This window comes from Pseudomonas sp. IT-P260 (assembly GCF_949768395.1).
Lineage (GTDB): Bacteria > Pseudomonadota > Gammaproteobacteria > Pseudomonadales > Pseudomonadaceae > Aquipseudomonas > Aquipseudomonas parakoreensis.
On the sequence record NZ_CATKPO010000039.1, the window covers coordinates 495,385 to 519,072 of the forward strand.

Here is a 23,688-nt window from a genome sequence, read left to right on the forward strand (position 1 = left end):
CGAAGGCGGCCCGTTTGAGGAGATAGCATGATTGTTCGTCCCGTACGCAGCAGCGATTTATCCGCGCTGATCGACCTGGCCCGCAGCACCGGCACCGGCCTGACCACTTTGCCGGCCAACGAAGAGCGCCTGACCCACCGGGTCGGCTGGGCCGAGAAGACCTTTCGCGGCGAAGCCGGCCGTGGCGATGCGGACTACCTGTTCGTGCTCGAAGACGACAACGGTCGCGTGGTGGGGATTTCCGCCATCGCCGGCGCGGTCGGTCTGCGTGAGCCGTGGTACAACTTCCGCGTCGGCCTGACCGTCAGCGCCTCGCAAGAACTGAACATTTATCGCGAGATTCCGACGCTGTTCCTGGCCAACGACCTGACCGGCAACTCCGAGCTGTGCTCGCTGTTCCTGCACGCCGATTACCGCACCGGCCTGAACGGCCGCATGCTGTCCAAGGCACGCATGCTGTTCATCGCCGAGTTTCCGGAACTGTTCGGCAACAAGATCATCGCCGAGATGCGCGGCGTCTCCGATGAGGCCGGTCGTTCGCCGTTCTGGGAAAGCCTCGGTCGGCACTTTTTCAAGATGGAATTCAGCCAGGCCGACTACCTGACCGGCGTCGGCAACAAGGCGTTCATCGCCGAACTGATGCCGAAATTCCCGCTGTACACCTGCTTCCTGTCGCCGGATGCGCGCAACGTCATCGGTCAGGTGCACCCGGACACCGAGCCGGCGCTGGCGATGCTCAAGAGCGAAGGTTTCAGCTATCAGGGCTACGTCGACATCTTCGATGCCGGCCCGGCCATCGAGTGCGAAACCAGCAAGATCCGCGCGGTGCGCGACAGCGAAGCGCTGGTGCTGGCGATCGGTACGCCGGGCGAAGACGCCACGCCGTTCATCATCCATAACCGCAAGCGCGAAGATTGCCGCATTACGGCTGCCCCGGCTCGTCTGGCTGCCGGCACGCTGGTGGTCGATCCGCTGACCGCCAAACGTCTTCAACTCAACGCCGGCGATCAAGTACGCGCCGTGGCGTTGTCTGCTGCTCGGGAGTCGAAATAATGAATTCGCTATACATCGCAGGTGAATGGCTGGCCGGTCAGGGCGAAGCCTTCCAGTCGCTGAACCCGGTGACCCAGCAAGTGCTGTGGTCGGGGGAGGGCGCCACCGCCGCTCAGGTCGAGTCCGCCGTGCAGGCGGCGCGTCAGGCCTTTCCGGGTTGGGCGCGGCGTTCGCTGGATGAGCGCATCAGCGTCCTCGAAGCCTTTGCCGCCGCCCTGAAAAACCACAGCGACGAACTGGCCCGCACCATCGGTGAGGAAACCGGCAAACCCCTGTGGGAAGCCGCGACCGAAGTCACCAGCATGGTCAACAAGATTGCGATCTCGGTGCAGAGCTACCGCGAACGTACCGGCGAGAAGAGCGGCCCGCTGGGCGACGCCACCGCCGTGTTGCGCCACAAGCCACACGGTGTGGTGGCGGTGTTCGGCCCTTACAACTTCCCTGGCCACTTGCCGAACGGCCACATCGTGCCGGCGCTGCTGGCCGGTAACAGTGTGCTGTTCAAGCCAAGCGAGCTGACGCCGAAAGTCGCCGAGCTGACGGTCAAGTGCTGGATTGAAGCCGGTCTGCCGGCCGGCGTGTTGAACCTGCTGCAAGGCGCTCGCGAAACCGGTATCGCCCTGGCGGCGAACCCGGGCATCGACGGTCTGTTCTTCACCGGTTCGAGCCGCACCGGCAATCACCTGCACCAGCAGTTTGCCGGGCGTCCGGACAAGATCCTCGCGCTGGAAATGGGCGGCAACAACCCGCTGGTGGTCGATCAGGTGGCTGATCTGGATGCTGCGGTGTACACGATCATTCAGTCGGCTTTCATCTCCGCCGGTCAGCGTTGCACCTGCGCCCGTCGTCTGCTGGTGCCGCAAGGCGCGTGGGGCGACAGCCTGCTCAAGCGTCTGGTGGAAGTCAGCGCGACGATCGAGGTCGGTGCGTTCGATCAGCAGCCGGCGCCGTTCATGGGCTCGGTGATTTCCCTTGGCGCGGCGAAAGCGCTGATGGATGCCCAGCAACACCTGCTGGCCAATGGCGCGGTGTCGCTGCTGGCGATGACTCAGCCGCAAGCGCAATCGGCCTTGCTGACCCCGGGCATTCTTGATGTGACCGCCGTGGCCGAGCGTCCGGACGAAGAATTGTTCGGCCCGTTGCTGCAAGTGATCCGCTACGCCGATTTCGCTGCGGCGATCGCTGAGGCCAACGACACCGCTTATGGCCTGGCGGCTGGCTTGCTGTCGGATTCCGAAGATCGTTATCAGCAGTTCTGGCTGGAAAGCCGCGCCGGTATCGTCAACTGGAACAAACAACTGACCGGTGCCGCGAGCAGCGCGCCGTTCGGCGGTGTCGGCGCTTCGGGCAACCATCGCGCCAGTGCCTATTACGCGGCGGATTACTGCGCGTACCCGGTGGCCTCGCTGGAAACCCCAAGTCTGGTGTTGCCGGCGGCCCTGACGCCTGGCGTGAAAATGGTGTGATGCCTATTCGCGAGCAGGCTCGCTCCCACATTGGAATGCATTTCCCTGTGGGAGCGAGCCTGCTCGCGAAAGCCGCGACGCGGTCGCACTGAACAGTTAGTTACTGAAGCCTATAACAACAGATTCTCGTGGAGCCTCGCTGATGAAATCCTATGAAGTCAATTTTGACGGTCTAGTGGGGCCGACCCATAACTACGGCGGTCTGTCCTACGGCAACGTCGCGTCCCAGAGCAACAGCCAGCAGTCCTCGAACCCGAAGGAAGCGGCGCTGCAAGGCCTGGCGAAAATGAAAGCGCTGATGGAAATGGGCTTTCAGCAAGGCGTGCTGGCGCCGCAGGAGCGTCCGGACGTGGCCGCATTGCGCCGCCTGGGTTTCAGCGGCAGCGACGCGCAAGTGATCGAGCGCGCCGCAAAAGAAGCCATGCCGTTGCTGGTTGCCAGTTGCTCGGCGTCGAGCATGTGGGTGGCGAATGCCGCCACCGTCAGCCCGAGTGCCGACACCGCTGACGGTCGCGTGCACTTCACCGCCGCCAACCTCAACTGCAAATACCACCGCAGTATCGAACACCCGACCACCAGCCGCGTGCTCGGCGCGATGTTCGCCGATCAGCAACACTTCGCCCACCACGCCGCGTTGCCGGCGGTGGCGCAATTCGGTGACGAAGGCGCGGCCAACCACACGCGTTTCTGCCGTGAGTACGGCGAGGCCGGTGTCGAGTTCTTCGTGTTCGGTCGCAGTGCCTTCGACACCCGTTACCCGGCGCCTCAGAAGTACCCGGCGCGCCAGACGCTGGAAGCCTCGCAAGCGGTGGCGCGTCTGCACGGTCTGCGTGACGAGGGCGTGGTTTACGCGCAGCAGAACCCGGCGGTGATCGACCAGGGCGTATTCCACAACGACGTGATCGCGGTGGGTAACGGCGAGGTGCTGTTCTATCACGAGGACGCGTTCCTCGACACCGAACAGATGCTGGCCGAGTTGCAGGGCAAACTGGCCAAGGTCGGCGGCCAGTTCCAGTCGGTCTGCGTGCCGCGTTCGGCGGTCACCGTGGACGATGCGGTGCGCTCCTACCTGTTCAACAGCCAGTTGCTGTCGCGTCCTGACGGCTCGATGCTGCTGATCGTGCCGGAAGAATGCCGTGGCAACGAACGCGTGTGGAACTACCTGCAAGGTCTGACCAGCTCCGGCGGCCTGATCCGCGAAGTCAAAGTCTTCGACCTCAAGCAGAGCATGCAGAACGGCGGTGGCCCGGCGTGCCTGCGACTGCGCGTCGCGCTCAACGAAACCGAGCTGGCGGCGGTCAACCCAGGGGTTATCATGACGGCCCCGTTGTACGGTTCGTTGACCGCATGGGTTGAAAAGCACTACCGCGACCGCCTGAGCGAAACCGATCTGGCGGACCCGCAATTGCTGCTTGAATGCCGGACGGCACTGGATGAACTGACGCAAATCCTTAAACTGGGCGCGGTTTATCCATTCCAGATCAATTGATGGCCGGCGCGTTGCCTGAACGCGGCGCGCGGCTTGTCTCCCCAAGAGAGTAAAAACATGAGCGATTCCCTGCAGCTGATCCTTGAAGACACCGACGGCACGCAACTGCAAACCTCGTGCACCCGCGTCGCGGTCATGTGGCAAGGCAAAGAGCTGTGGATCCAGCAGGACGGCCGTGGCCAGCTGCTGATCGGCGTGGACGTCGAGGAAGGTGACGAAGAGTACGCCAACCTGCTGCTGCGCCCATTGGCAACTAATCTGGTCAGTCTGCAACTGGAAATGGAACCGGCTGAAGTCGGTGACGAAGACCACGTGCACGGCCCGGATTGCAACCACGATCACTAAGGAAACCGCTCTATGCTCGCCCTCGGCAAACTGCTTGAACTGACCCTCGCCGGCCGCGAACCGGCGGAGAAGACTCAACTGACTGTCGAAGGCGTGCGCATGCGCTGGTTGAGCGAGGGTGCGCTGGAAGTCCGGCCGCCCGAAGCGCGCGACAATGGCCTGGACCTGCTGCTGTCGGCAGGTATCCACGGTAACGAAACAGCGCCGATCGAGTTGCTCGATCGGCTGCTGCATGACATCGCTCGCGGCGATCTGAAGCCGCGTGCACGCATTCTGTTCCTGTTCGGCAACCCGGAAGCGATCCGCAAGGGCGAGCGCTTCGTCGAGCAGGACGTCAATCGGCTGTTCAACGGCCGGCATGAACAAACCAGCGGTTCTGAAGCCATCCGCGCCTGCGAGCTGGAACGGCTGGCGGCGAGTTTCTTCAGCCTGCCGGACCGTCAGCGTCTGCACTACGACCTGCACACCGCGATTCGTGGTTCGAAGATCGAGCAGTTCGCCCTGTACCCGTGGAAAGAAGGACGTCAGCATTCGCGCCGCGAACTGGCGCGTCTGCGCGCCGCCGGGATGGACGCGGTGCTGCTGCAGAACAAGCCGTCGATCGTGTTCAGCTCCTACACCTACGACAAGCTCGGCGCCGAGGCTTTCACTCTTGAGCTGGGCAAGGCGCGGCCGTTCGGGCAGAACCAAGGGGTGGATGTGTCGCGGCTGGAAACCCGCCTGAAGCAGATCATCGAAGGCAAGGAGCCGGACCTGGCTGCAGAGGGACTGGAGGGTTTGCAGCTGTTCAGCGTCGCCCGGGAAATCATCAAGCACAGCGATGCGTTCCGCCTGAACCTGCCGGCGGACATCGAGAACTTTTCTGAATTGGATGTGGGTTATCTGCTGGCCGAAGATCTGGCCAATACCCGCTGGATCATCGAGGAAGAGGGCGCACGAATCATCTTCCCGAACCCCAAGGTCAAGAACGGTTTGCGAGCCGGCATTCTGATCGTGCCGGCCACCGACGAAAACCTCGCCTGATAGCGACATTTGAATCGGCACAAAACCAATGTGGGAGCGAGCCTGCTCGCGAAAGCGGTCTATCAATCAACTTATCGTCGACTGGCAGTCCCTCTTCGCGAGCAGGCTCGCTCCCACATTTGATATGAGTGAGGTCAAAACCTCACTCGGCGTCAGACCGCTACCGCACGCGGCTCACTGCGACGCAGCGCACGAACCTTCTGCAGCGTATCCGCGCAAGTCCGCGCCGCTTCCTGACCCTTGTGCACGAAGTGCTCGAAGAAGAATTTCTGATGCTCTTCACCGGCATGGAAGTGATGCGGGGTCAGGGATACCGAGAACACCGGCACTTCGGTTTCCAGCTGCACCTGCATCAGGCCGCTGACCACTGACTGGGCAACGAACTCGTGACGGTAGATGCCGCCGTCCACGACCAGAGCAGCCGCGACGATGCCGGCATAACGGCCGGTCTTGGCCAGCAACTTGGCGTGCAGAGGCATTTCAAAGGCGCCGCCGACTTCAAAGAAATCGATGTCCGATTCCTGATAACCCTGAACGAGCATTTCGGCGACGAAGCCCTTACGGCTCTGGTCGACGATTTCCTTGTGCCAGCAGGCCTGGATGAACGCAACGCGTTCGCCGTGGGGGTGTTTGCTTTTGCTGTCGATAGCGGTGGGTTGCATGTTCTGACTCCTGTTTGTGTGAAAAACAGGGCGTTATGAATCGAAAGGGATTCAAGGGTACGCACGAGCACACAAGCGCGCGGACGGCCCTTTGGCGTCAATCCCGTTCTCTCTTCATCCGGACTATGACCGTCGGCCCCGGAATCACACCGGGTCTGCTGACCTTGTCGCCGATCACAGCCTTTGCCGTGTTCGTCGCCAAGCGCTCGCGGGCTATGCGCGTTGCGCGCAATTACCGCCGGTGGGGAATTGCACCCCGCCCTGAGAACGTGTTTGCCGCCCGTTCTCGGGCGGCGCAGCGTTTTTATCACATATTTTCCGGCCTTGCACAGAACCATGTGGGAGCGAGCCTGCTCGCGAAAGCGGTCTGTCAGTGACACATCTGCTGACTGGCACACTGCTTTCGCGAGCAGGCTCGCTCCCACATGGATGGTGTGTTCTCAAGACGTAATCTGACCTTTTCTCATTCAAGGGTTGATTAATCGGCGCCATGACCGCAGTAATTCACCTTCGAAAAGGGATTTCCCCTGCTGACTCTGAGGCCAGGTTCATGAGCATTATCGATCTTCGCAGCGACACCGTTACCCAACCGACTCCTGCCATGCTCGACGCGATGACGGCGGCGGCCACCGGTGACGATGTCTACGGCGAAGATCCGACGGTCAATCGTCTGGAGGCGGAACTGGCGAAGCGCCTGGGGTTCGCCGCTGCGCTGTTCGTGCCGACCGGCACCATGAGCAATCTGCTGGGCCTGATGGCGCACTGCGAACGTGGCGACGAATACATCGTCGGCCAGCAGGCGCACACCTATAAGTACGAGGGCGGAGGCGCGGCAGTGCTCGGTTCGATCCAGCCGCAGCCGCTGGAGGTGCAGGCCGATGGTTCGCTGGATCTGGATCAGGTCGCGGCAGCAATCAAGCCGGATGACTTCCATTTCGCTCGAACTCGTTTGCTGGCGCTGGAAAACACCATGCAGGGCAAAGTGTTGCCGCTGGAGTATCTGGCCCGCGCCCGCCGCTTCACTCAGGATAAAGGCTTGCAACTGCATCTGGACGGCGCGCGGCTGTATAACGCGGCGGTCAAGCTTGGGGTGGATGCCCGCGAGATCACGCAACATTTCGATTCGGTATCGGTGTGTCTGTCCAAAGGCCTCGGCGCGCCGGTCGGTTCAGTCTTGTGCGGTTCGGCCGAGTTGATCGCCAAGGCGCGTCGCCTGCGCAAGATGGTCGGCGGCGGCATGCGTCAGGCCGGATTGCTGGCAGCGGCGGGCCTGTATGCACTGGATCACAACGTCGAGCGCCTGGCCGATGACCATGCCAACGCCCTGTTTTTGGCCGAAGGCCTGCGCGAGGCCGGGTTCAGCGTCGAGCCGGTGCAGACCAACATGGTCTACGTGCAAATGGGCGACCGTGCCGAAGCGCTCAAGGTGTTTGCCGCCGAACGCGGGATCAAGTTGAGCGCCGCCGCGCGCTTGCGCATGGTCACGCACATGGACGTCAGTCGCTCGCAAATCGAGCAAGTGATCGCGACATTCGTCGAGTTTTCGCGCAAGTGACAGGGTTAGCCGTCCAATTGACCGTTACTATCGTATAAACACGCTGTACCCCGCGCGAAGGGCCGATATAATGCGGCCCTTTGCCGTCGTTTCGTCTGTTGACGTTTCGTACAGGCCTTTGGCCGCAGCCTCCGTGGAAGAACCTAATGAAAAGCGCAGAAATCCGTGAAGCCTTCCTTCGCTTCTTCGAAGAGCAAGGCCACACCCGTGTAGCCTCCAGCTCTTTGATTCCGGGCAACGACCCAACCCTGCTGTTCACCAACGCGGGGATGAACCAGTTCAAGGACTGCTTCCTGGGCCAGGAAAAGCGCGCGTACACCCGCGCAACCAGCAGCCAGAAGTGCGTGCGTGCCGGTGGCAAGAACAGCGACCTGGAAAACGTCGGTTATACCGCTCGTCACCACACCTTCTTCGAAATGCTCGGTAACTTCAGCTTCGGTGACTATTTCAAGCACGACGCGATTACCTTCGCCTGGACCTTCCTGACCGGCGTTCTGAAACTGCCGAAGGAAAAACTCTGGGTCACCGTCTACGCGTCCGACGACGAAGCGTATGACATCTGGACCAAAGAAATCGGTGTGCCGGTCGAGCGCATGATTCGCATCGGCGACAACAAAGGCGCGCCTTACGCCTCCGACAACTTCTGGACCATGGGCGATACCGGCCCGTGCGGCCCCTGCACCGAGATTTTCTACGATCACGGCGACCACATCTGGGGCGGCCCACCGGGTTCGCCGGAAGAAGACGGCGACCGTTACATCGAGATCTGGAACAACGTGTTCATGCAGTTCAACCGCACCGCCGATGGCGTGTTGCATCCGTTGCCAGCGCCGTCGGTCGACACCGGCATGGGCCTGGAGCGGATCAGTGCGGTGATGCAGCACGTCAACTCCAACTACGACATCGACCTGTTCAAGAACCTGCTTAAAGCCTCGGCTGAAGCCATCGGCTGCGAGAATGGCGACCAGTCGTCGCTGAAAGTGGTGTCCGACCACATCCGTTCGTGCGGTTTCCTGATCGCCGACGGCGTGCTGCCGTCCAACGAGGGTCGCGGTTACGTGCTGCGCCGGATCATCCGTCGCGCCTGCCGTCACGGCAACAAGCTGGGCGCTACTGGCAGCTTCTTCTACAAGATCGTCGCGGCGCTGGTTGCCGAAATGGGCGAAGCCTTCCCGGAACTGCAGAAGCAGCAGAGCAACATCGAGCGCGTACTGAAGGCCGAGGAAGAACAGTTCTCCAAGACCCTGGAGCACGGTTTGAAGATCCTCGAACAGGATCTGCTGGAACTCAGAGGCACCGTGGTGCCGGGCGACGTGGTGTTCAAACTCTACGACACCTACGGTTTCCCGATGGACCTGACGGCTGACATCGCTCGCGAGCGCGGCCTGACTGTGGACGAAGTTGGCTTCGAGCGTGAAATGGAAGCCCAGCGTGTGCGTGCGCGTTCGGCCAGCTCGTTCGGTCTGGATTACAACACCCTGGTCAAGGTTGATGTGGCCACCGAGTTCACCGGCTACACCGACACCAGCGGCTCGGCAAAAATCGTTGCTATCTATAAAGATGGCCAGTCGGTCGACGTTTTGAGTGAAGGCGAAGAGGCGGTTATCGTCTTGAACCAGACGCCGTTCTACGCTGAGTCTGGCGGCCAGATCGGCGACTGCGGTTTCCTGCAGGCCGGTAACGCACGTTTCGACGTCCGTGACACCACCAAGACCGGCGGCGCGTTCCTGCACCACGGCGTGCTGGATTCCGGCAGCCTGACCATCGGCGCTCCAGTGGAAACCCACGTCGATGCCGAAGTGCGTCACGCGACCTCGCTGAACCACTCGGCCACCCACTTGCTGCACGCTGCGCTACGCCAGGTACTGGGCGAGCACGTTCAGCAAAAGGGTTCGTTAGTGGATAGCCAGCGTCTGCGCTTCGACTTCAGCCACTTTGAAGCGATCAAGCCTGAGCAGATCAAGGCGTTGGAAGACATCGTCAACGCCGAGATCCGCAAGAACTCCGCGGTTGAAACCGAAGAAACCGACATCGAAACCGCCAAGCAGAAAGGCGCGATGGCGCTGTTCGGCGAGAAGTACGGCGACAACGTGCGCGTGCTGAGCATGGGCGGCGATTTCTCCGTCGAGCTGTGTGGCGGTATCCACGCCAACCGTACCGGCGACATCGGCCTGCTGAAAATCATCAGCGAAGGCGGTGTGGCATCGGGCGTGCGTCGTATCGAGGCAGTCACCGGTGCTGCGGCACTGGCCTACTTGAACGCTGCAGAAGAACAACTCAAGGAAGCGGCCAACCTGGTCAAGGGCAGCCGCGACAATCTGATCGACAAGCTGTCGGCCGTGCTGGAGCGCAATCGCGCGCTGGAAAAGCAACTCGAGCAGTTGCAGGCCAAGGCTGCTAGCGCCGCGGGCGACGATCTGTCGAACTCGGCAGTCGACGTCAAAGGCGTGAAGGTACTGGCTGCACGTCTGGATGGTCAGGACGGCAAGGCGCTGCTGGCGCTGGTCGATCAGCTGAAAAACAAACTCGGCCGCGCAGTGATCCTGCTCGGCAGTGTCCATGAGGAAAAGGTCGTACTGGTTGCAGGCGTAACCAAGGACCTGACTGGCCAACTCAAAGCCGGTGATTTGATGAAGCAAGCTGCTGCGGCAGTGGGCGGGAAGGGCGGTGGTCGTCCGGACATGGCGCAGGGCGGCGGTGTCGACGCCGGCGCACTGGATGGCGCCCTGGCGCTGACCGTTCCATTCGTCGAGCAGGGTTTATAAGACGGCCCGCCGGGCCCGCAGTCTAGTGGCGGGTCCGGCGGCTGTTCGAGTGATTATTGGGCGCCCTTCATGGGCAGAGGCGGCTTTGAAATGGCTTTGATCGTACAGAAATTTGGAGGCACCTCGGTCGGCACTGTCGAGAGAATCGAGCAGGTCGCCGACAAGGTTAAGAAATTCCGCGATGCCGGCGATGACCTGGTGGTTGTGCTGTCTGCAATGAGCGGCGAAACCAACCGTCTGATCGATCTGGCCAAGCAAATCAGTGGCGACGTGCAACCGGTTCCGCGTGAGCTGGACGTGATCGTTTCCACCGGTGAGCAGGTGACGATTGCCCTGTTGGCCATGGCGCTGATCAAGCGCGGTGTGCCGGCGGTATCGTACACCGGTAATCAGGTGCGGATCCTGACGGACAGTGCGCACAATAAAGCGCGTATCTTGCAGATTGATGACCAGAAGATTCGCGGTGATCTGAAAGCAGGTCGCGTGGTGGTTGTCGCCGGTTTTCAGGGCGTCGACGAGCACGGCAACATCACCACCCTCGGCCGTGGCGGTTCCGATACCACAGGCGTGGCACTGGCGGCTGCATTGAAGGCTGACGAGTGCCAGATCTACACCGACGTCGATGGTGTCTACACCACTGACCCGCGCGTGGTGCCAGTCGCTCAGCGTCTGGACAAGATCACCTTCGAAGAGATGCTGGAAATGGCCAGCCTCGGTTCCAAGGTGCTGCAGATCCGTGCGGTGGAGTTCGCCGGCAAGTACAACGTTCCGCTGCGCGTACTGCACAGCTTCAAGGAGGGTCCGGGTACCCTCATTACTATTGATGAAGAGGAAACCATGGAACAGCCGATCATTTCCGGCATCGCTTTCAACCGCGATGAAGCCAAGCTGACCATCCGTGGCGTGCCAGACACCCCGGGCGTGGCGTTCAAGATTCTCGGCCCGATCAGTGCCGCGAACATCGAAGTCGACATGATCGTGCAGAACGTCGCGCACGATAACACCACCGACTTCACCTTCACCGTGCACCGCAACGACTACCAGGCCGCACAGACCGTGCTGGAAAACACCGCTCGCGAGATCGGTGCCCGTGAAGTCGTAGGCGATACCAAGATTGCCAAGGTCTCGATCGTCGGCGTCGGCATGCGTTCCCACGCAGGCGTGGCCAGCCGCATGTTCGAATCCCTGGCCAAGGAAAGCATCAACATCCAGATGATCTCGACGTCGGAAATCAAGGTTTCAGTGGTGATCGAAGAGAAGTACCTGGAACTGGCTGTGCGCGCCCTGCACACGGCTTTCGAACTGGACGCTCCGGCCCGTCAGGGCGAGTAATCCGGTCACTTGAAGGGCGCGGTCTGACCGCGCCCTTTATTTTTTGAATGGCGCGAGCCCCCTGAACTGTTCTTTTGCTCGCGCTGGTCAATACTCAGGCATGTAGGGCTACGATCGCTCCGGTTGTAGGTCGGGTGCCTTTTTTTTGCAGACTGTTGTCCCTGAAATGAAATGCGTGAGGAGAAAGGTATGCTGATTCTGACTCGTCGGTGCGCAGAAAGCCTGATTATCGGTGATGGCGAAATCACCGTGACCGTGCTCGGCGTCAAAGGAAATCAAGTGCGCATCGGCGTCAACGCCCCGAAAGAGGTTGCCGTGCACCGTGAGGAAATTTACCTGCGTATAAAGAAAGAGAAGGACGAAGAACCAAGCCATTAATTTTTATCGATTTTTATGTTTGCAAACGGGGAAGAAGGTGGTTAATATACGCCCCGTGTTGCGGAGAGCTGGCCGAGTGGCCGAAGGCGCTCCCCTGCTAAGGGAGTACACCTCAAAAGGGTGTCGGGGGTTCGAATCCCCCGTTCTCCGCCATTATTTGCTTAGTACGTTGTAATCTGGCTTTTTCTGTAAGTTGTTGAATTTATTAGAAAAAGTGGTTGGAATAGAGATTAGACGGGCTATAATGCGGCGCAACAAATGCACTCGTAGCTCAGCTGGATAGAGTACTCGGCTACGAACCGAGCGGTCACAGGTTCGAATCCTGTCGAGTGCACCATTTAAGAGTTGTTTATAGCGATATAAAGAACTCGGCTTCAGCCAGTTGTGGTCTGGTCAAAAAACACAAATGCACTCGTAGCTCAGCTGGATAGAGTACTCGGCTACGAACCGAGCGGTCACAGGTTCGAATCCTGTCGAGTGCACCATTTAAGAGTTAGTTGCAGTGATGCAGGTAACTTGGCTTCAGCCAGTTGTGGTCTGGTTTAAAAACACAAAATGCACTCGTAGCTCAGCTGGATAGAGTACTCGGCTACGAACCGAGCGGTCACAGGTTCGAATCCTGTCGAGTGCACCATATTCAAGAAGCCCGCGTTTAACGCGGGCTTTTTGTTGTCTGCGATTTGGTTTTTCCTTTCACGCATCCCCTCTCATCAAAATCGACTTGAGCACTACGGCCTCGTTTAAGGTCATAGCGATAGCTCGTTGTCGACGTTCGAATACTCACCTTGTCCGGTTTGCCGAGGGCGCTCTCGACATCCCGCTGGCTCATTCCGGCGATAACGCGGCGATTGATGATCGCTTCGCGACGCTGCCTGGCATCGATCAAGTTGCCGCATTTGTCCTCCAGGCGGCCAACGATGCCTGGTTCACGTCCCTTGATTGTCATACCGGATATTTCTTCGTGATTGTGTTCCGGCATGATCGGCACGACGGAGCCGGGCGTGTAGGGGTGAACCTGCTGCACCGAGAGCTGCTCATCGTTGGCGCAACTCAGGCTGGTGAAGGTGATGCCGCCGTCGGGCGCTTCGCATCGGTGAAGGGTGGTGGCGGCCCCGGCGGGCGGCAGGCAGAGCAGGCTGGCGATTACAAAACGGGATGTTCTGGATAGCATTCGACGTCCTCCATGACGGTCTACGCTCAAGGGTAGTCGCTACATTTTTCAACGTCGGTGTGTTTTCTTTTCAAGATGAGTCGTCGCATCTGCACGGGTCAGGACAGCACTCAGCTTTGTTGCGCAAGCGCTTGTTTCGACCGCGATTTTTTAGCGTTTAAAACCGTCAGGCGGTGTATCATTGCGCCCGTCAGCCCCGCCGGGGCTTATGGAAAACCTCCATGGACTTACCCAGTAGTTACTCAGTAGCCCGTTTCACCAATCATGAATTGACTGATTGATCCTTCCGGCGTGCCCCGCTGCTGGGAGTGGAGTTCGCCTATGTCCGAAATCGAAGTAAAGAAAACACAGGAAAGCCTGCAGGATCGCCTGGCTCAGGTGGTTGAGCTGCTGCAGCGCCAAAAGGTCGTCGAAGACCTGACTCATCGCCAGGAAGGCGCGCACCACGACCGGGTCGAGAACCTGGTTCACCGGCAGAACCTCGTCGAACTGCAACGCAAACTCGATGATCTGCACTCCGCCGACGTTGCCTACATCCTTGAAGCCCTGCCGCTGGACGACCGTCTGACGCTCTGGCAACTGGTCAAGGCTGATCGCGACGGCGACATTCTTCTCGAAGTATCCGATTCCGTTCGTGAAACGCTGATCGCCGACATGGACGATCACGAGCTCCTGGCTGCGGCCAAGGACATGGACGCCGACGAACTTGCTGACCTGGCCTCCGAGCTGCCGCGAGACGTCGTCCATGAGCTGATGGAAACGCTCGACCAGCAGCAACGCGAGCGCGTGCGTTCGGCCTTGTCCTATGACGAGGAGCAGGTAGGTGCGCTGATGGACTTCGAGATGGTGACCATCCGTGAGGACGTCAGCCTCGAAGTGGTTTTGCGTTACCTGCGTCGTCTCAAGGAGCTGCCGGGCCACACCGACAAATTGTTCGTGGTCGATTACGACGGCGTGCTCAAGGGCGTACTGCCGATCAAGCGTCTGCTGGTCAACGACCCCGAGAAACAGGTGGCTGAAGTCATGGCCAGCGATCCGGTGAGTTTTCACCCGGACGAGGACGCCTATGACGCTGCTCAGGCGTTCGAGCGTTACGACTTGATCTCGGCCCCGGTGGTCGACAAGAACGGCAAACTGATCGGCCGTCTGACCATCGACGAAATGGTCGACCTGATTCGTGAGGAAAGCGAAAGCGAAGTCCTCAACATGGCCGGTCTGCGCGAAGAAGAAGACATCTTCGCTTCCGTCTGGAAATCCCTGCGCAACCGTTGGGCGTGGCTGGCGATCAACCTGATCACTGCCTTTGTTGCGTCGCGGGTGATCGGTCTGTTCGAAGGCTCGATCGAGAAGTTGGTGGCGCTGGCGGCGCTGATGCCGATCGTGGCGGGTATCGGCGGTAACTCCGGTAACCAGACGATTACCATGATCGTGCGCGCCATGGCGCTGGACCAGGTCAGCACCGGCAACACCTCGCGCCTGATGCGCAAGGAGCTGGCGGTCGCGTTGATCAACGGTCTGGTCTGGGGCGGGGTGATCGGTGTGGTCGCCTACCTGCTTTACGGCAGTTGGTCGCTGGGCGTGGTGATGACGGCAGCGATGACCCTCAACCTGCTGCTCGCGGCGCTGATGGGGGTGTTGATCCCAATGACACTGGCCAAGATGGGCCGCGACCCGGCGATGGGCGCCAGCGTGATGATCACGGCCATGACCGACAGCGGTGGATTTTTCATCTTCCTGGGGTTGGCGACGATCTTTCTGCTCTGATTCGCCACCATGCAAAAGCCCGCCGAAATGGCGGGCTTTTTTGTGCCTGTATAGTTATCTGTGCTTGTGTATTGATCTGTGGCGAGGGGGCAGATTTCAGGCAAAAAAAAGCCAGCACTTAAGCTGGCTTGAGATGTTCAATATCACTCAGGACGCGTCTGCGGCCATCTCGGCGTCGTGAGCAATCAGCGACACCAGAGCGTTCTGTTGACGGTGCGACAGCTGACGGAAGCGTTGCAGCAGCTCACGCTCGTGCAGCGACAGCTCCGGACTGTCCAGACGCATGCTCAGTTCTTCGCCCAGTGCGCCTTCCTGAATAAGACTCTGCTCAAGACGCGCAATGATTTCGGAGTTCATGCTGCGATGATGATTGCGAGCCACCTCGGCAATGCGTTCACGCATTCCGTCTGGCAGACGTACGACAAACTTGTCAGCCGTACGGCTGGAATAAATTGCCTGTTTCAATGGGCGCATATATTTAACCGGTTAGTTCAGGGGAGCGGTTCTCGGGATTGGCCGCAGGATGTGTGATAGGACAAGCATCCGCGCCAAATGGTTCAACCTGAATTGTTAAGAGGCCCGCATCATGCCTCAAAATTGCCAGATCATTGGCGTCAATTCTGTGACAAATATTGAGCTGGGTAAAGGCGTAATGCCAGCACCAATTATCAGAAATGCGGACTGGTTTGAAAACTTTGCCTTGGCCCGCATCGCTGGCCGCTTCCTGTTGCACATCTATTGATGTCCGAAGACGTCAGAACGTGCATGCTATGCGGCTTTCAATCCTTGATCCCTACTTGTACAGGATAGTGGCAATTTGCCGATTTACTAGGGCAAACCCCCATTGGAGGGCGTTTTCAGGATGGATGGCAGGCTTATTTATTTGATGGGACCTTCCGGTTCAGGCAAGGACAGCCTGATCGAGGCCGCGCGTGAGCCATTGCGCCAGTTGAACTGCGAAATCATCCGCAGGGTGATTACCCGATCAGCGGAATCGGTGGGTGAGGATGCCATCGGTGTAACGCCCGAAGAATTCGAACGACGTCAGCAGGCCGGGGATTTCTCCCTTTCCTGGCACGCCAATGGGCTGGCTTATGGCATCCCGGCAGAAATGGACGAACGGTTACGCGCCGGGCGATTCGTGCTGGTAAATGGCTCACGGGCCAATTTGCGTCAGGCGCATGAGCGCTATCCGACATTGCTGCCGGTGCTGCTGACGGTCAAGGATGAGGTCTTGCGTGAACGCCTGCTCAGGCGTGGCCGGGAAACACCTGAGCAGATTGATGCGAGGCTGGCGCGCAATGCGCAGTTCAAGGATAGAAGGGCCACTGACTTGCCCGTGCATCTGATCGACAATTCGGGCGACCTGGCAGCCGCCGTCAAGCAACTACTGGACTTGATCCGGCTTAACGCAGCACCGGATCAAACTTGATCTTGCGCCCGGCCACCAGGGCCAGCACAAACAACACCGCAAACACGCCGCAGCCAATCAGCGGCAGGGTGACTTCGGTTTCCTCGAACAGCGAAAAATGCACAACGCCACTCAATAAGGCGAGGATCAGAAATCCTGCGGCTGGTTTGGACATGCTGTACTCCTGAAGATATTTCAAAAAACCAGACGTTCGGTGTCGCGCGTCGGCAGTGCTTGCTCAGGCTCATTGACGGCCTGCGCCGCGAAGTCGCCCTGATCGCTCAGCACCGCCAACTGCGGCGCTCTCTGCACCTGCAGGTAATGCGGCATACGCTGAGCCACCGGTTCAGCACGCTCTGGAACAAAATGAAAGCCAACCAAAACCGCCAGTGCGATTGCGTTTGCAAGCAAGAGAGTGCTGTTCATGGGGCGGACTCCGTTTGTTCTGTTATAAGAACAGACAAAGCACCCGGCGTGCCAACAGTCTAACCGCTGTGAAGTCCTTTAAAAACAAGCATTTGGAAGGGTTTTTACCAAGTGTTGGGTTGCAATCTGCAATGATGGCTTTTTGCGGTAGTGCAAATTGCACGGTAAATGTTCCCGCAGCATTGCAAGGCGCCTGCCTACACTTAAAAAACCCATGGACGACATGACAAACCAAGGGCTGGCCGTTAACATGCTCGCCGTCCGTCGCGCCGTGTCCGGCCGCGACAACTCAGTGTCTCAGTAGCTCAATTGGATAGAGCATCCCCCTCCTAAGGGGAAGGTTGGCAGTTCGAACCTGCCCTGGGACACCATATAAATCGTGCCTTTGAGGCTATTCTTCTTCCGGTATCATTTTCCCGTGACAGCAGGGTGGCAGCAGTCGGCCTGAAAAAGCCCCACTCAGAATCGATCTGGTGGGGCTTTTTTGATGCTGAGAAATGGATCTGCTTTTTCCGGCCGCAGAGCTGGCAGTGATTAGGTGGGAGCCTTCGCGTCAGTTTCGGGTGCGCTTGCGGGCTCTATCCTAACTTTCAAGTGACCTTGCCCGACCAAAACGCCAGCAATTCCTTCCTGTAACTTAAGCTGCGAATTTGTCATTTCCTCGCTGAAAGGGAAGCCGGTCACGTTCATGCTAATCGGTTGTTGCCCTGAAAGAACTTCAATTGCGTAATGTCTGAGCTTTTGCTGATCGAGCTCAAGATCTGTGTGGCCTTTTGGAATGTAGGCCCCGTTTCGTAAAAGGACCCGGTCATACCGAAGATTTAGATCCGCGGCCATTGCACTCAACATTAGGATTAGAAGCTCTTGCTGCTTCTCTACCCACCTTTCCGCGTTGCCCTCGTTTATCGTTGAGGTTAGGTGGTCCAGATAATCGCGCCAGGTATCCAAAACGTCTGTTTCTGAAGCCTTCCGGCGGTTTGAGCGGCCTCCGTTGAATGCGAGATCAATCATGTTCAATGCGCGAACATGATCGGGTGAGAGCCTTGCCCCTCGAGTTGCCATCAAGGTACTGAATATCCAGGTTTTTTGGTTCCTGGACTCGTTCACACGCTCAAGATATTTTTGTGCTTGAACCGCAAGAATCGGCCCAAGCAGTGTGGCAACGATGGTACCGATGCCGAAGACCCAGTTTGCTTCCATTCTTTTTTCCGCAGGGTTGGGAAATGTAGCTCGACAGCACTAGCCGAGTAGAGCTCTGAGAATATGTGCATTTTCCATCGCGCGCCAAGGCAAACCCAAAAGCGTTTATTTTTGATTTCCATTTTGCGCTTTTCAGGCTGAAACGATCTGGTCCCTGATTCTAAGAACGGTGGTGGTCGAGCAATTGGCGTGCCGAGCTGTCGCGCGAATGCCCAGGCCGGCGCTGAGGAGCTCGGTTACCCGCTTGTGCAGATCGGCGTCCACCGGCCGCCCTTGGTACTTGCCGGCGGCCTTGGCCTTCTCGATACCCTGGGCCTGGCGCTCGCGGCGTTGCTCATAATCCTTTCGCGCTATCGCTGCCATCATTTCCACCAGCATCGAGTTGATCGCTCCCAGCATTCGGCTAGTGAACTCGTCTCCCTTTGTGTCCTGCATTCCTTGATGGCTCGTCGGCAGATCGAGCGCAACGATGCGCAGGCCTTTGGAGTCGATCGCCGACTTCAGCTTCTGCCAGTCCTCCACGGGAAGACGCGAGAGGCGGTCTATCGACTCCACCAGCAAGACGTCACCCTTGCGCGCGTCTTTGAGCAGGCGCAGCAGCTCAGGCCGGTCTGCCGAGGCGCCGCTTGCGTTCTCCAGGTACACGCTCGCGATCACCTTGTTGTGGTCGGTAGCGAATTGCTCGAGCGATGCCCGGGCGCGGCCGGCGTCCTGCTCTTCGGTAGAGGCCCGGAGGTATGCGCGGATGAACATGATGTGCTGTCCGTATCAGTTAAGGTGTTCTACTAATACTGTTGTACTATAAGTGTCACTTATCAAGCAGAATGAGCAAATCAATACGAATTTGCGCGTATCAGCTCAGGCATACCCTTTCAGATGGCTCTAACCGAGCTTATTATCTGCGGCCCATTTTGGTGATGGCTTTTTGAGATGAAGAACCCGAACCCGTACGCGGCTGGATTCTATGCGTTGCTTTTGGCGTTGATAATTATTTGTATCAGCATCTTTTGGTCTATCTGGACTAAAGGCAAGGCAGGTAGCACGCAGGATGCTTTCACTTTTGTTAGCTCGTTTTCATCTCTGGCCCAGGCCCTCACAGCGTGTGTTTTAGCAATACTCGCTTATCAGGGCTTAACCAGTTGGAAGCAGCAGCTCATTCACGGCAAGGCTATCGTGGTTGTTTGGGACGCCAATCTAGCCTTCAGTACTGTTGAAGCCAGCATTCTCAGACTCTGTAATAAGTGGAGCTTGGGCGCGCCTGAGGCTAGATCAGAAGAGGTCATGAAGGTGTTGAAAAGTGACCCACTAGCAAAGCAGCTGGAAGCGTTTGGAGAGCAGTGTCTAATTCTTGATAGGGTGGTAATTAAGGGCAATGAGTGGGTAGCTCGCTCCGAGAAACTCATGTCTTTAATTGGTCAGCTTGCGGTCGAGGTCCACAAGTCACCGTATCACCCTAAGAAAGGTCTGTTGGGCTGTCTCACCAGCAGAGTGGATAAGACCGTAGATGAGGTCGCTCATCAGCTAGAGTCGTTGATGGAGCTCATAAAGTCAGATCTTCAGGTTCTTGACAGAAAGTATTCGTAGCGACCTTAGCCCTTGTCCTCTGCAAGAGGGCGTAGTGAAGATTCAGGACCTGCGCGACTTGAATCAATACATGAATGCAGGAATTACCAGCACTCAATGAGATTGAGATCTTTCGGCTAGTTGTCGCCGTTTTCCTCGAACTTGCCAATTGAGGTGCTGACCCCGCTCAGTTGGCGACGTCCCTTGACCTCATAGGTACGTCCGCCGTCTTCCGGGTCTGGCTTGCGCACGGTCATTTGCGCAAATAACCCATCCTTCTCGCTGTAGGCGCCGAACCAATTGTTCATCCGGCCGATAAAACACTCCTTGCCAATGATCACCGGGAAGTCGGCGACTGACTCGATGGCGTAATAGCCGGCTCCGTAGCTGTAATATCCCTCGGTGTCAGTGGCCGTTGGTGGAATCGGGCAGATCGGTGTTCTCTGCTCGCTGGCCTGGGTCTGATTTTCAGTCACATGTGTCAATGCTTGGTTGAGTGACTGGTGCAGTGCTGGCTCCAGTTTGAACGTCACGCTGTTGTCTTCATTGTGTTGAGTCCGAGGAACGCTAAGTTGGTAGCCGTAGCGAACCTCGACGATGGGTACGTCGTGGTTGATTTGCAGGGGACTGAGTAAATACACCCGATCAACTCCGTAGGCACCGGTGCGATAGGCCGCGTAGATCTTGCCGCGAAGGTTGATCCAGTTGACCAACTGGTTGGCGCCACGGTCATTGGTGGAGTAGAGCGAGCCGCCAATGGATTCGCCGTCGGACGACGGGGTCCTGCGGTTGAACTTGTCGCCGTCACGGCGAAACGTCTCGACGAACGTGTACAGGCCGGTGCCGCCGGTGTAGGTCTCGACAATCAGGTCACGTTGCCGGTCACCGTCTAGGTCAATCAAGGTAAACATAGTCCGGCCCAGGGCCGTATCAGCGTCGAACTCGGTGGCGCTCAAGGCCTTCCATTCGTCTTGGGAAACACCTTTGGGCCGCGTCTTGGGGAAGTGCGTTTTGTCTGAGAATTGATCGGCGTCCGGGTCAGCGGAAAACGTGGTTCCAGGGCTTTTCAACGACAGTGAGGCGAGTGTCCGTTCCAGGGCAAATTGCGGATCAGTTTTGCTGGCGGCCCGAATACTGTTTTGCAGGTCATCCAGCACTTGTTTATCAACGTCATCCGGTTGATGGGCGGCGGACTGTGTCCACTGCGCTTGCAAAAGTTGCAGGCGCTCGCGATAGCGCAAATCCAGGCAGGTAACATCCTCGACGCATTCATTGCGTGTTTTCAACCAGCTACGTTGCGTTTGCTTCAGGTCCGGTTGGGCTTGCGCGGAGGTGTTCATCAGTTGCCGATAGAGCATCCCCAACTGCGCATCCATGTCATGCAACCCTCTATTTGCGCAAATCGTCTTTTCGACGGTATTCGAAGCTTTCGCACAATCCATTCCAGCCGCCATCGCCTGCTGAAAAAACAGCAGCGCACAGGCGGACACGATGCAACGACCTTTGATGTACACGAGATAAACCCTGTAGTGAAAAGATGGCTCGGCGCGCAGGGTAATCGCTGCACAAGGAATCTTGAAGTGTCCGCTTCAGAGAACGTCACTTGTGGCCGATAACTCACTCGGTGACTTAAAAGTCGCGTGAAATCGCTTGATAGCATTTGGCCGGCAGCTATCATCTGCGCGCCTGAAATTGCCCTCACTTCAATTGCCTGGAAATCCTCGATGCTGTCGTATCACCAAAAGAGTTTTCTGATCGTCGATGATTTCTCGGATTTCCGCAGTTCCGTTCGCTCAATGCTGCGCGAGCTGGGGGTCAAGGATGTGGACACCGCTGATACTGGCGAGCAGGCGCTGAAGATGTGTGCGCAGAAGTCCTACGATTTCATCCTGCAGGATTTCCATCTCGGCGACGGCAAGAAGAACGGTCAGCAGGTGCTGGAAGATCTGATGTCGGAAAAGCTCATCAGCCATGAAGCGGTGTTTGTCATGGTCACGGCCGAGACCAGTCAGGCGATGGTGCTCAGTGCCTTGGAGCACGAGCCGGATGCTTACCTGACCAAGCCGTTCAACCGCTCCGGTCTCGCTCAGCGCCTGGAGCGTCTGGAGCAGCGCAAGACGTTGCTCAAACCGATTCTGCAAGCCCTTGATCGTGGTAAACCGGTCGAGGTGCTCAATGCCTGCATTGCGCTGTGCAAGCAGGACATCCGTTATTCGCCGCTGTGCCTGCGTTATCGGGCCGACGCGCTGCGCGACATGAACCAGAACGAAGCGCTGGAACGCCTCTACGACAGCATCATCGCTGACCGGCCGTTGCCGTGGGCGTTTGCCGGGCTGGGCAAGTTGCTGTTCAAGCGCGGGCAAGTGGCGCAGGCCAAAGATGTTTACGAAAAGGCGCTGAAAGTGTTCCCGATGATGCCGGCGCTGTACGACGGCATGGCCGATGTGCTGGTCGCCGAGGGCGATACCAAAGGCGCGCAGCGGGTGCTGGAGGAGGCGATTCGCTTGTCGCCGCTGGCGGTGCGCCGGCAGGCGTTACTCGGCAAACTGGCGATGGCCAACGAAGATTTCGACACTGCGTCCCGGGCCTATCGGCAGGCGGTGGCGCAGGGTGCCCAGTCGCGCTTCAAGGACCCGGAAAGCAATCTCGGCCTGGCCCATGCCTTGATCAGCAAGGGCAGTGAACGCGGTCTCGATACGCGCACGCGGCTGGAGATCAACACCACGCTCAGCGCCGTCGCCAAAGAGAACCCGTCGGACCCGGGCCTGCAGATCCGTGCGCGGTTGATGAAGGCCACCAGTCTGTTGCTCAACGATGCCGAGACCGCTGACAAGCTCACCGAGCAAGCGCTGATGCGCCTCGACGGCATGGAGCAGTTCATGAGCCCTGAAGCGGCGTTGCTGGTGGCCAAGCAGTTGCAGATGCTCGGTCAGGCCGAGGCGGGCACTTCGATGCTCAAGAGCTGCGCGGAGATTTACGGCGACGATCCGGCGGTGATGAAAGACATCGCCAAGCTCACCGACGACCCGACTATCCTCAGTTCGAGCAACGCCGCGGCCGACCTCAACCGTCAGGGCGTACGCGTGTACAAGACCGGCAACCTGGTGGAGGCCCGCGAGGTGTTCCGCAAGGCGCTGAAGATGCAACCGAAGAACATCAGTATCGCGCTGAACATGGCCCAGTCGCTGCTGCATGGCACCGACACCAGTGTGCCGTCGGCGGAGCTGGAAGAATGTCGGGCCTGCCTGAAAATGGTCGGTCTGATGCCCGACACCGACGCGCGTTATGCGCGTTATCAGAAGCTGAAAAGCAAGGCGTTTGGCGAATGAACCAATTTGATCCGGCTCTGGATTTTTCCACGGTGATCGCCTCCACCGTTCACGACATGAAGAACTCGCTGGCGATGCTGACGCAGGCCCATAGCCAGTGGTTGGCGCGTTTGCCCGAGGGGCAGCGTGGAGGGGCGGAGCAGGGCGTGATCGACTTCGAGTTTGCCCACCTCAACGGCATGCTGGTGCAGTTGCTTGGGCTGTACAAGCTCGGCGTCAACCAGTTGCCGCTGCAACCGGCGTATCACGAGCTGGATGATTTCATCGAGGCGCAACTGGCATCGCACCAAGAGGTGTTCGCCAGTCGCGGGATTATCGCCACCTATGAAGTCGATCCGCTGAGCCCGCTGGGTTTCTTCGATCGTGAGTTGGTTGCGTCGGTGTTGGGCAACTGCATCAACAACGCCATTCGTTATGCCCGCGAGTCGCTGCTGATTACCGTCAGCGACGAGGCTGGGCAACTGGTGTTGAGCATCAACGATGACGGCGACGGTTACCCGGCCGAGATGCTCGAGCGTCAGGCCGATTACGTGCAGGGCATCAATCACGGCAGCGGCAGCACGGGTCTGGGCCTGTATTTCGCCAACCGCATTGCTGCGTTGCATCAGCGCAATGGCGTGGTCGGGCACACCGAAATTCGTAATGGCGGGCCTTTGGGTGGCGGCATCTTCAGCCTCTATCTGCCCTGAAGGCATGCCCCTGTAGGAGCTGCCGCAGGCTGCGATCTTTTGACTTTTTTAAGATCAAAAGATCGCA

The 23,688-nt window shown here is 58.5% G+C and carries 22 protein-coding genes, 5 tRNA genes and 1 riboswitch; of the genes, 19 read left to right on the forward strand and 8 right to left on the reverse strand.

Going from position 1 to position 23,688, the window contains the following annotated elements:
• The first annotated feature begins 27 nt into the window (after positions 1–27).
• The 5 genes from astA to astE all read left to right on the forward strand — a co-directional run bounded on the left by astA (position 28) and on the right by astE (position 5,376).
• Positions 28–1,053, forward strand: a complete 1,026-nt coding sequence (gene astA / locus ACM6HV_RS18685) for an arginine N-succinyltransferase (protein WP_086794680.1) — start codon at positions 28–30, stop codon at positions 1,051–1,053.
• Positions 1,050–2,519: a succinylglutamate-semialdehyde dehydrogenase gene (astD, locus tag ACM6HV_RS18690; protein ID WP_186448460.1), complete on the forward strand. Its 1,470-nt coding sequence runs from the start codon at positions 1,050–1,052 to the stop codon at positions 2,517–2,519. The genes astA and astD overlap by 4 nt, the downstream gene beginning before the upstream one ends.
• Before the next feature lie 142 nt (positions 2,520–2,661).
• Entirely contained in the window at positions 2,662–4,008 is a 1,347-nt protein-coding gene (gene astB, locus ACM6HV_RS18695; protein WP_247267110.1) for an N-succinylarginine dihydrolase, read from the forward strand.
• Between the two features lie 57 nt (positions 4,009–4,065).
• Entirely contained in the window at positions 4,066–4,353 is a 288-nt protein-coding gene (locus ACM6HV_RS18700) for a hypothetical protein (RefSeq protein WP_007963090.1), read from the forward strand.
• Positions 4,354–4,365: 12 nt separating this feature from the next.
• Complete coding sequence (gene astE / locus ACM6HV_RS18705) at positions 4,366–5,376, forward strand: succinylglutamate desuccinylase (protein WP_414904973.1); 1,011 nt, start codon at positions 4,366–4,368, stop codon at positions 5,374–5,376.
• Positions 5,377–5,528: 152 nt separating this feature from the next.
• Here the strand turns inward: astE and ACM6HV_RS18710 are convergent, their stop codons facing one another.
• A complete protein-coding gene (locus ACM6HV_RS18710; RefSeq protein ID WP_041066540.1) occupies positions 5,529–6,038 on the reverse strand; it encodes a 6,7-dimethyl-8-ribityllumazine synthase in 510 nt (169 codons plus the stop codon).
• A gap of 101 nt (positions 6,039–6,139) precedes the next feature.
• Positions 6,140–6,311: riboswitch (FMN riboswitch) on the reverse strand.
• Between the two features lie 277 nt (positions 6,312–6,588).
• Between ACM6HV_RS18710 and ltaE the strand changes: the two genes are divergently transcribed.
• From ltaE to ACM6HV_RS18750, 8 genes are all read left to right on the forward strand, one after another.
• Positions 6,589–7,593: a low-specificity L-threonine aldolase gene (ltaE, locus tag ACM6HV_RS18715; protein ID WP_414904974.1), complete on the forward strand. Its 1,005-nt coding sequence runs from the start codon at positions 6,589–6,591 to the stop codon at positions 7,591–7,593.
• 146 nt (positions 7,594–7,739) lie between these two features.
• Positions 7,740–10,358, forward strand: a complete 2,619-nt coding sequence (gene alaS, locus ACM6HV_RS18720) for an alanine--tRNA ligase (RefSeq protein ID WP_414904975.1) — start codon at positions 7,740–7,742, stop codon at positions 10,356–10,358.
• A gap of 90 nt (positions 10,359–10,448) precedes the next feature.
• Positions 10,449–11,690 carry an aspartate kinase gene (locus tag ACM6HV_RS18725; RefSeq protein ID WP_025112914.1) on the forward strand — a complete coding sequence of 414 codons (1,242 nt, stop codon included), beginning with the start codon at positions 10,449–10,451 and terminating at the stop codon, positions 11,688–11,690.
• Between the two features lie 189 nt (positions 11,691–11,879).
• Positions 11,880–12,068, forward strand: a complete 189-nt coding sequence (gene csrA, locus ACM6HV_RS18730) for a carbon storage regulator CsrA (protein WP_002554426.1) — start codon at positions 11,880–11,882, stop codon at positions 12,066–12,068.
• 62 nt (positions 12,069–12,130) lie between these two features.
• A tRNA-Ser gene (locus ACM6HV_RS18735) sits at positions 12,131–12,221 on the forward strand.
• Between the two features lie 107 nt (positions 12,222–12,328).
• Positions 12,329–12,405 (forward strand) — tRNA-Arg (locus tag ACM6HV_RS18740).
• A 71-nt stretch (positions 12,406–12,476) separates the two neighbouring features.
• Positions 12,477–12,553 (forward strand) — tRNA-Arg (locus ACM6HV_RS18745).
• Between the two features lie 72 nt (positions 12,554–12,625).
• Positions 12,626–12,702 (forward strand) — tRNA-Arg (locus ACM6HV_RS18750).
• A gap of 18 nt (positions 12,703–12,720) precedes the next feature.
• Here ACM6HV_RS18750 and ACM6HV_RS18755 read toward each other — a convergent pair.
• Complete coding sequence (locus tag ACM6HV_RS18755; protein WP_414904976.1) at positions 12,721–13,239, reverse strand: cell envelope protein SmpA; 519 nt, start codon at positions 13,237–13,239, stop codon at positions 12,721–12,723.
• 321 nt (positions 13,240–13,560) lie between these two features.
• On the opposite strand from ACM6HV_RS18755, the gene mgtE reads away from it, so the two are divergent.
• On the forward strand, positions 13,561–15,003 hold the full coding sequence (mgtE, locus tag ACM6HV_RS18760; protein WP_007963078.1) for a magnesium transporter: 1,443 nt from the start codon (positions 13,561–13,563) through the stop codon (positions 15,001–15,003).
• Positions 15,004–15,150: 147 nt separating this feature from the next.
• Here mgtE and ACM6HV_RS18765 read toward each other — a convergent pair whose 3' ends face one another.
• Entirely contained in the window at positions 15,151–15,477 is a 327-nt protein-coding gene (locus ACM6HV_RS18765; protein ID WP_003178899.1) for an Arc family DNA-binding protein, read from the reverse strand.
• A gap of 388 nt (positions 15,478–15,865) precedes the next feature.
• Between ACM6HV_RS18765 and phnN the strand changes: the two genes are divergently transcribed.
• Positions 15,866–16,435, forward strand: coding sequence for a phosphonate metabolism protein/1,5-bisphosphokinase (PRPP-forming) PhnN (gene phnN, locus ACM6HV_RS18770; RefSeq protein WP_414904977.1), 570 nt, complete (start codon positions 15,866–15,868; stop codon positions 16,433–16,435).
• Here phnN and ACM6HV_RS18775 read toward each other — a convergent pair.
• Both ACM6HV_RS18775 and ACM6HV_RS18780 read right to left on the reverse strand, forming a co-directional pair.
• Positions 16,410–16,589: a PA3371 family protein gene (locus tag ACM6HV_RS18775; protein ID WP_414904978.1), complete on the reverse strand. Its 180-nt coding sequence runs from the start codon at positions 16,587–16,589 to the stop codon at positions 16,410–16,412. The genes phnN and ACM6HV_RS18775 overlap by 26 nt on opposite strands.
• Positions 16,590–16,609: 20 nt before the next feature.
• On the reverse strand, positions 16,610–16,840 hold the full coding sequence (locus ACM6HV_RS18780) for a hypothetical protein (RefSeq protein ID WP_041074282.1): 231 nt from the start codon (positions 16,838–16,840) through the stop codon (positions 16,610–16,612).
• A gap of 294 nt (positions 16,841–17,134) precedes the next feature.
• Here ACM6HV_RS18780 and ACM6HV_RS18785 point away from each other — a divergent pair.
• Positions 17,135–17,211: transfer RNA gene (locus ACM6HV_RS18785), tRNA-Arg, on the forward strand.
• A 163-nt stretch (positions 17,212–17,374) separates the two neighbouring features.
• Here ACM6HV_RS18785 and ACM6HV_RS18790 read toward each other — a convergent pair.
• Together ACM6HV_RS18790 and ACM6HV_RS18795 are read right to left on the reverse strand one after the other, a co-directional pair.
• Positions 17,375–18,040, reverse strand: a complete 666-nt coding sequence (locus tag ACM6HV_RS18790) for a DUF6680 family protein (RefSeq protein ID WP_414904979.1) — start codon at positions 18,038–18,040, stop codon at positions 17,375–17,377.
• A 132-nt stretch (positions 18,041–18,172) separates the two neighbouring features.
• The gene (locus ACM6HV_RS18795; RefSeq protein ID WP_414904980.1) at positions 18,173–18,793 is read right to left on the reverse strand and encodes a recombinase family protein; all 621 of its coding nucleotides are present in this window, start codon (positions 18,791–18,793) and stop codon (positions 18,173–18,175) included.
• Positions 18,794–18,970: 177 nt separating this feature from the next.
• Between ACM6HV_RS18795 and ACM6HV_RS18800 the strand changes: the two genes are divergently transcribed.
• Complete coding sequence (locus tag ACM6HV_RS18800) at positions 18,971–19,624, forward strand: hypothetical protein (RefSeq protein WP_414904981.1); 654 nt, start codon at positions 18,971–18,973, stop codon at positions 19,622–19,624.
• 116 nt (positions 19,625–19,740) lie between these two features.
• On the opposite strand, the gene ACM6HV_RS18805 is transcribed toward ACM6HV_RS18800, so the two are convergent.
• Entirely contained in the window at positions 19,741–21,117 is a 1,377-nt protein-coding gene (locus tag ACM6HV_RS18805; RefSeq protein WP_414904982.1) for a lysozyme inhibitor LprI family protein, read from the reverse strand.
• A gap of 210 nt (positions 21,118–21,327) precedes the next feature.
• On the opposite strand from ACM6HV_RS18805, the gene ACM6HV_RS18810 reads away from it, so the two are divergent.
• Together ACM6HV_RS18810 and ACM6HV_RS18815 are read left to right on the forward strand one after the other, a co-directional pair.
• Positions 21,328–22,932, forward strand: a complete 1,605-nt coding sequence (locus tag ACM6HV_RS18810) for a tetratricopeptide repeat-containing response regulator (protein WP_047295822.1) — start codon at positions 21,328–21,330, stop codon at positions 22,930–22,932.
• Positions 22,929–23,621: a sensor histidine kinase gene (locus ACM6HV_RS18815; protein ID WP_414904983.1), complete on the forward strand. Its 693-nt coding sequence runs from the start codon at positions 22,929–22,931 to the stop codon at positions 23,619–23,621. Before ACM6HV_RS18810 ends, ACM6HV_RS18815 begins: the two co-directional genes overlap by 4 nt.
• Positions 23,622–23,688 lie beyond the last annotated feature (67 nt).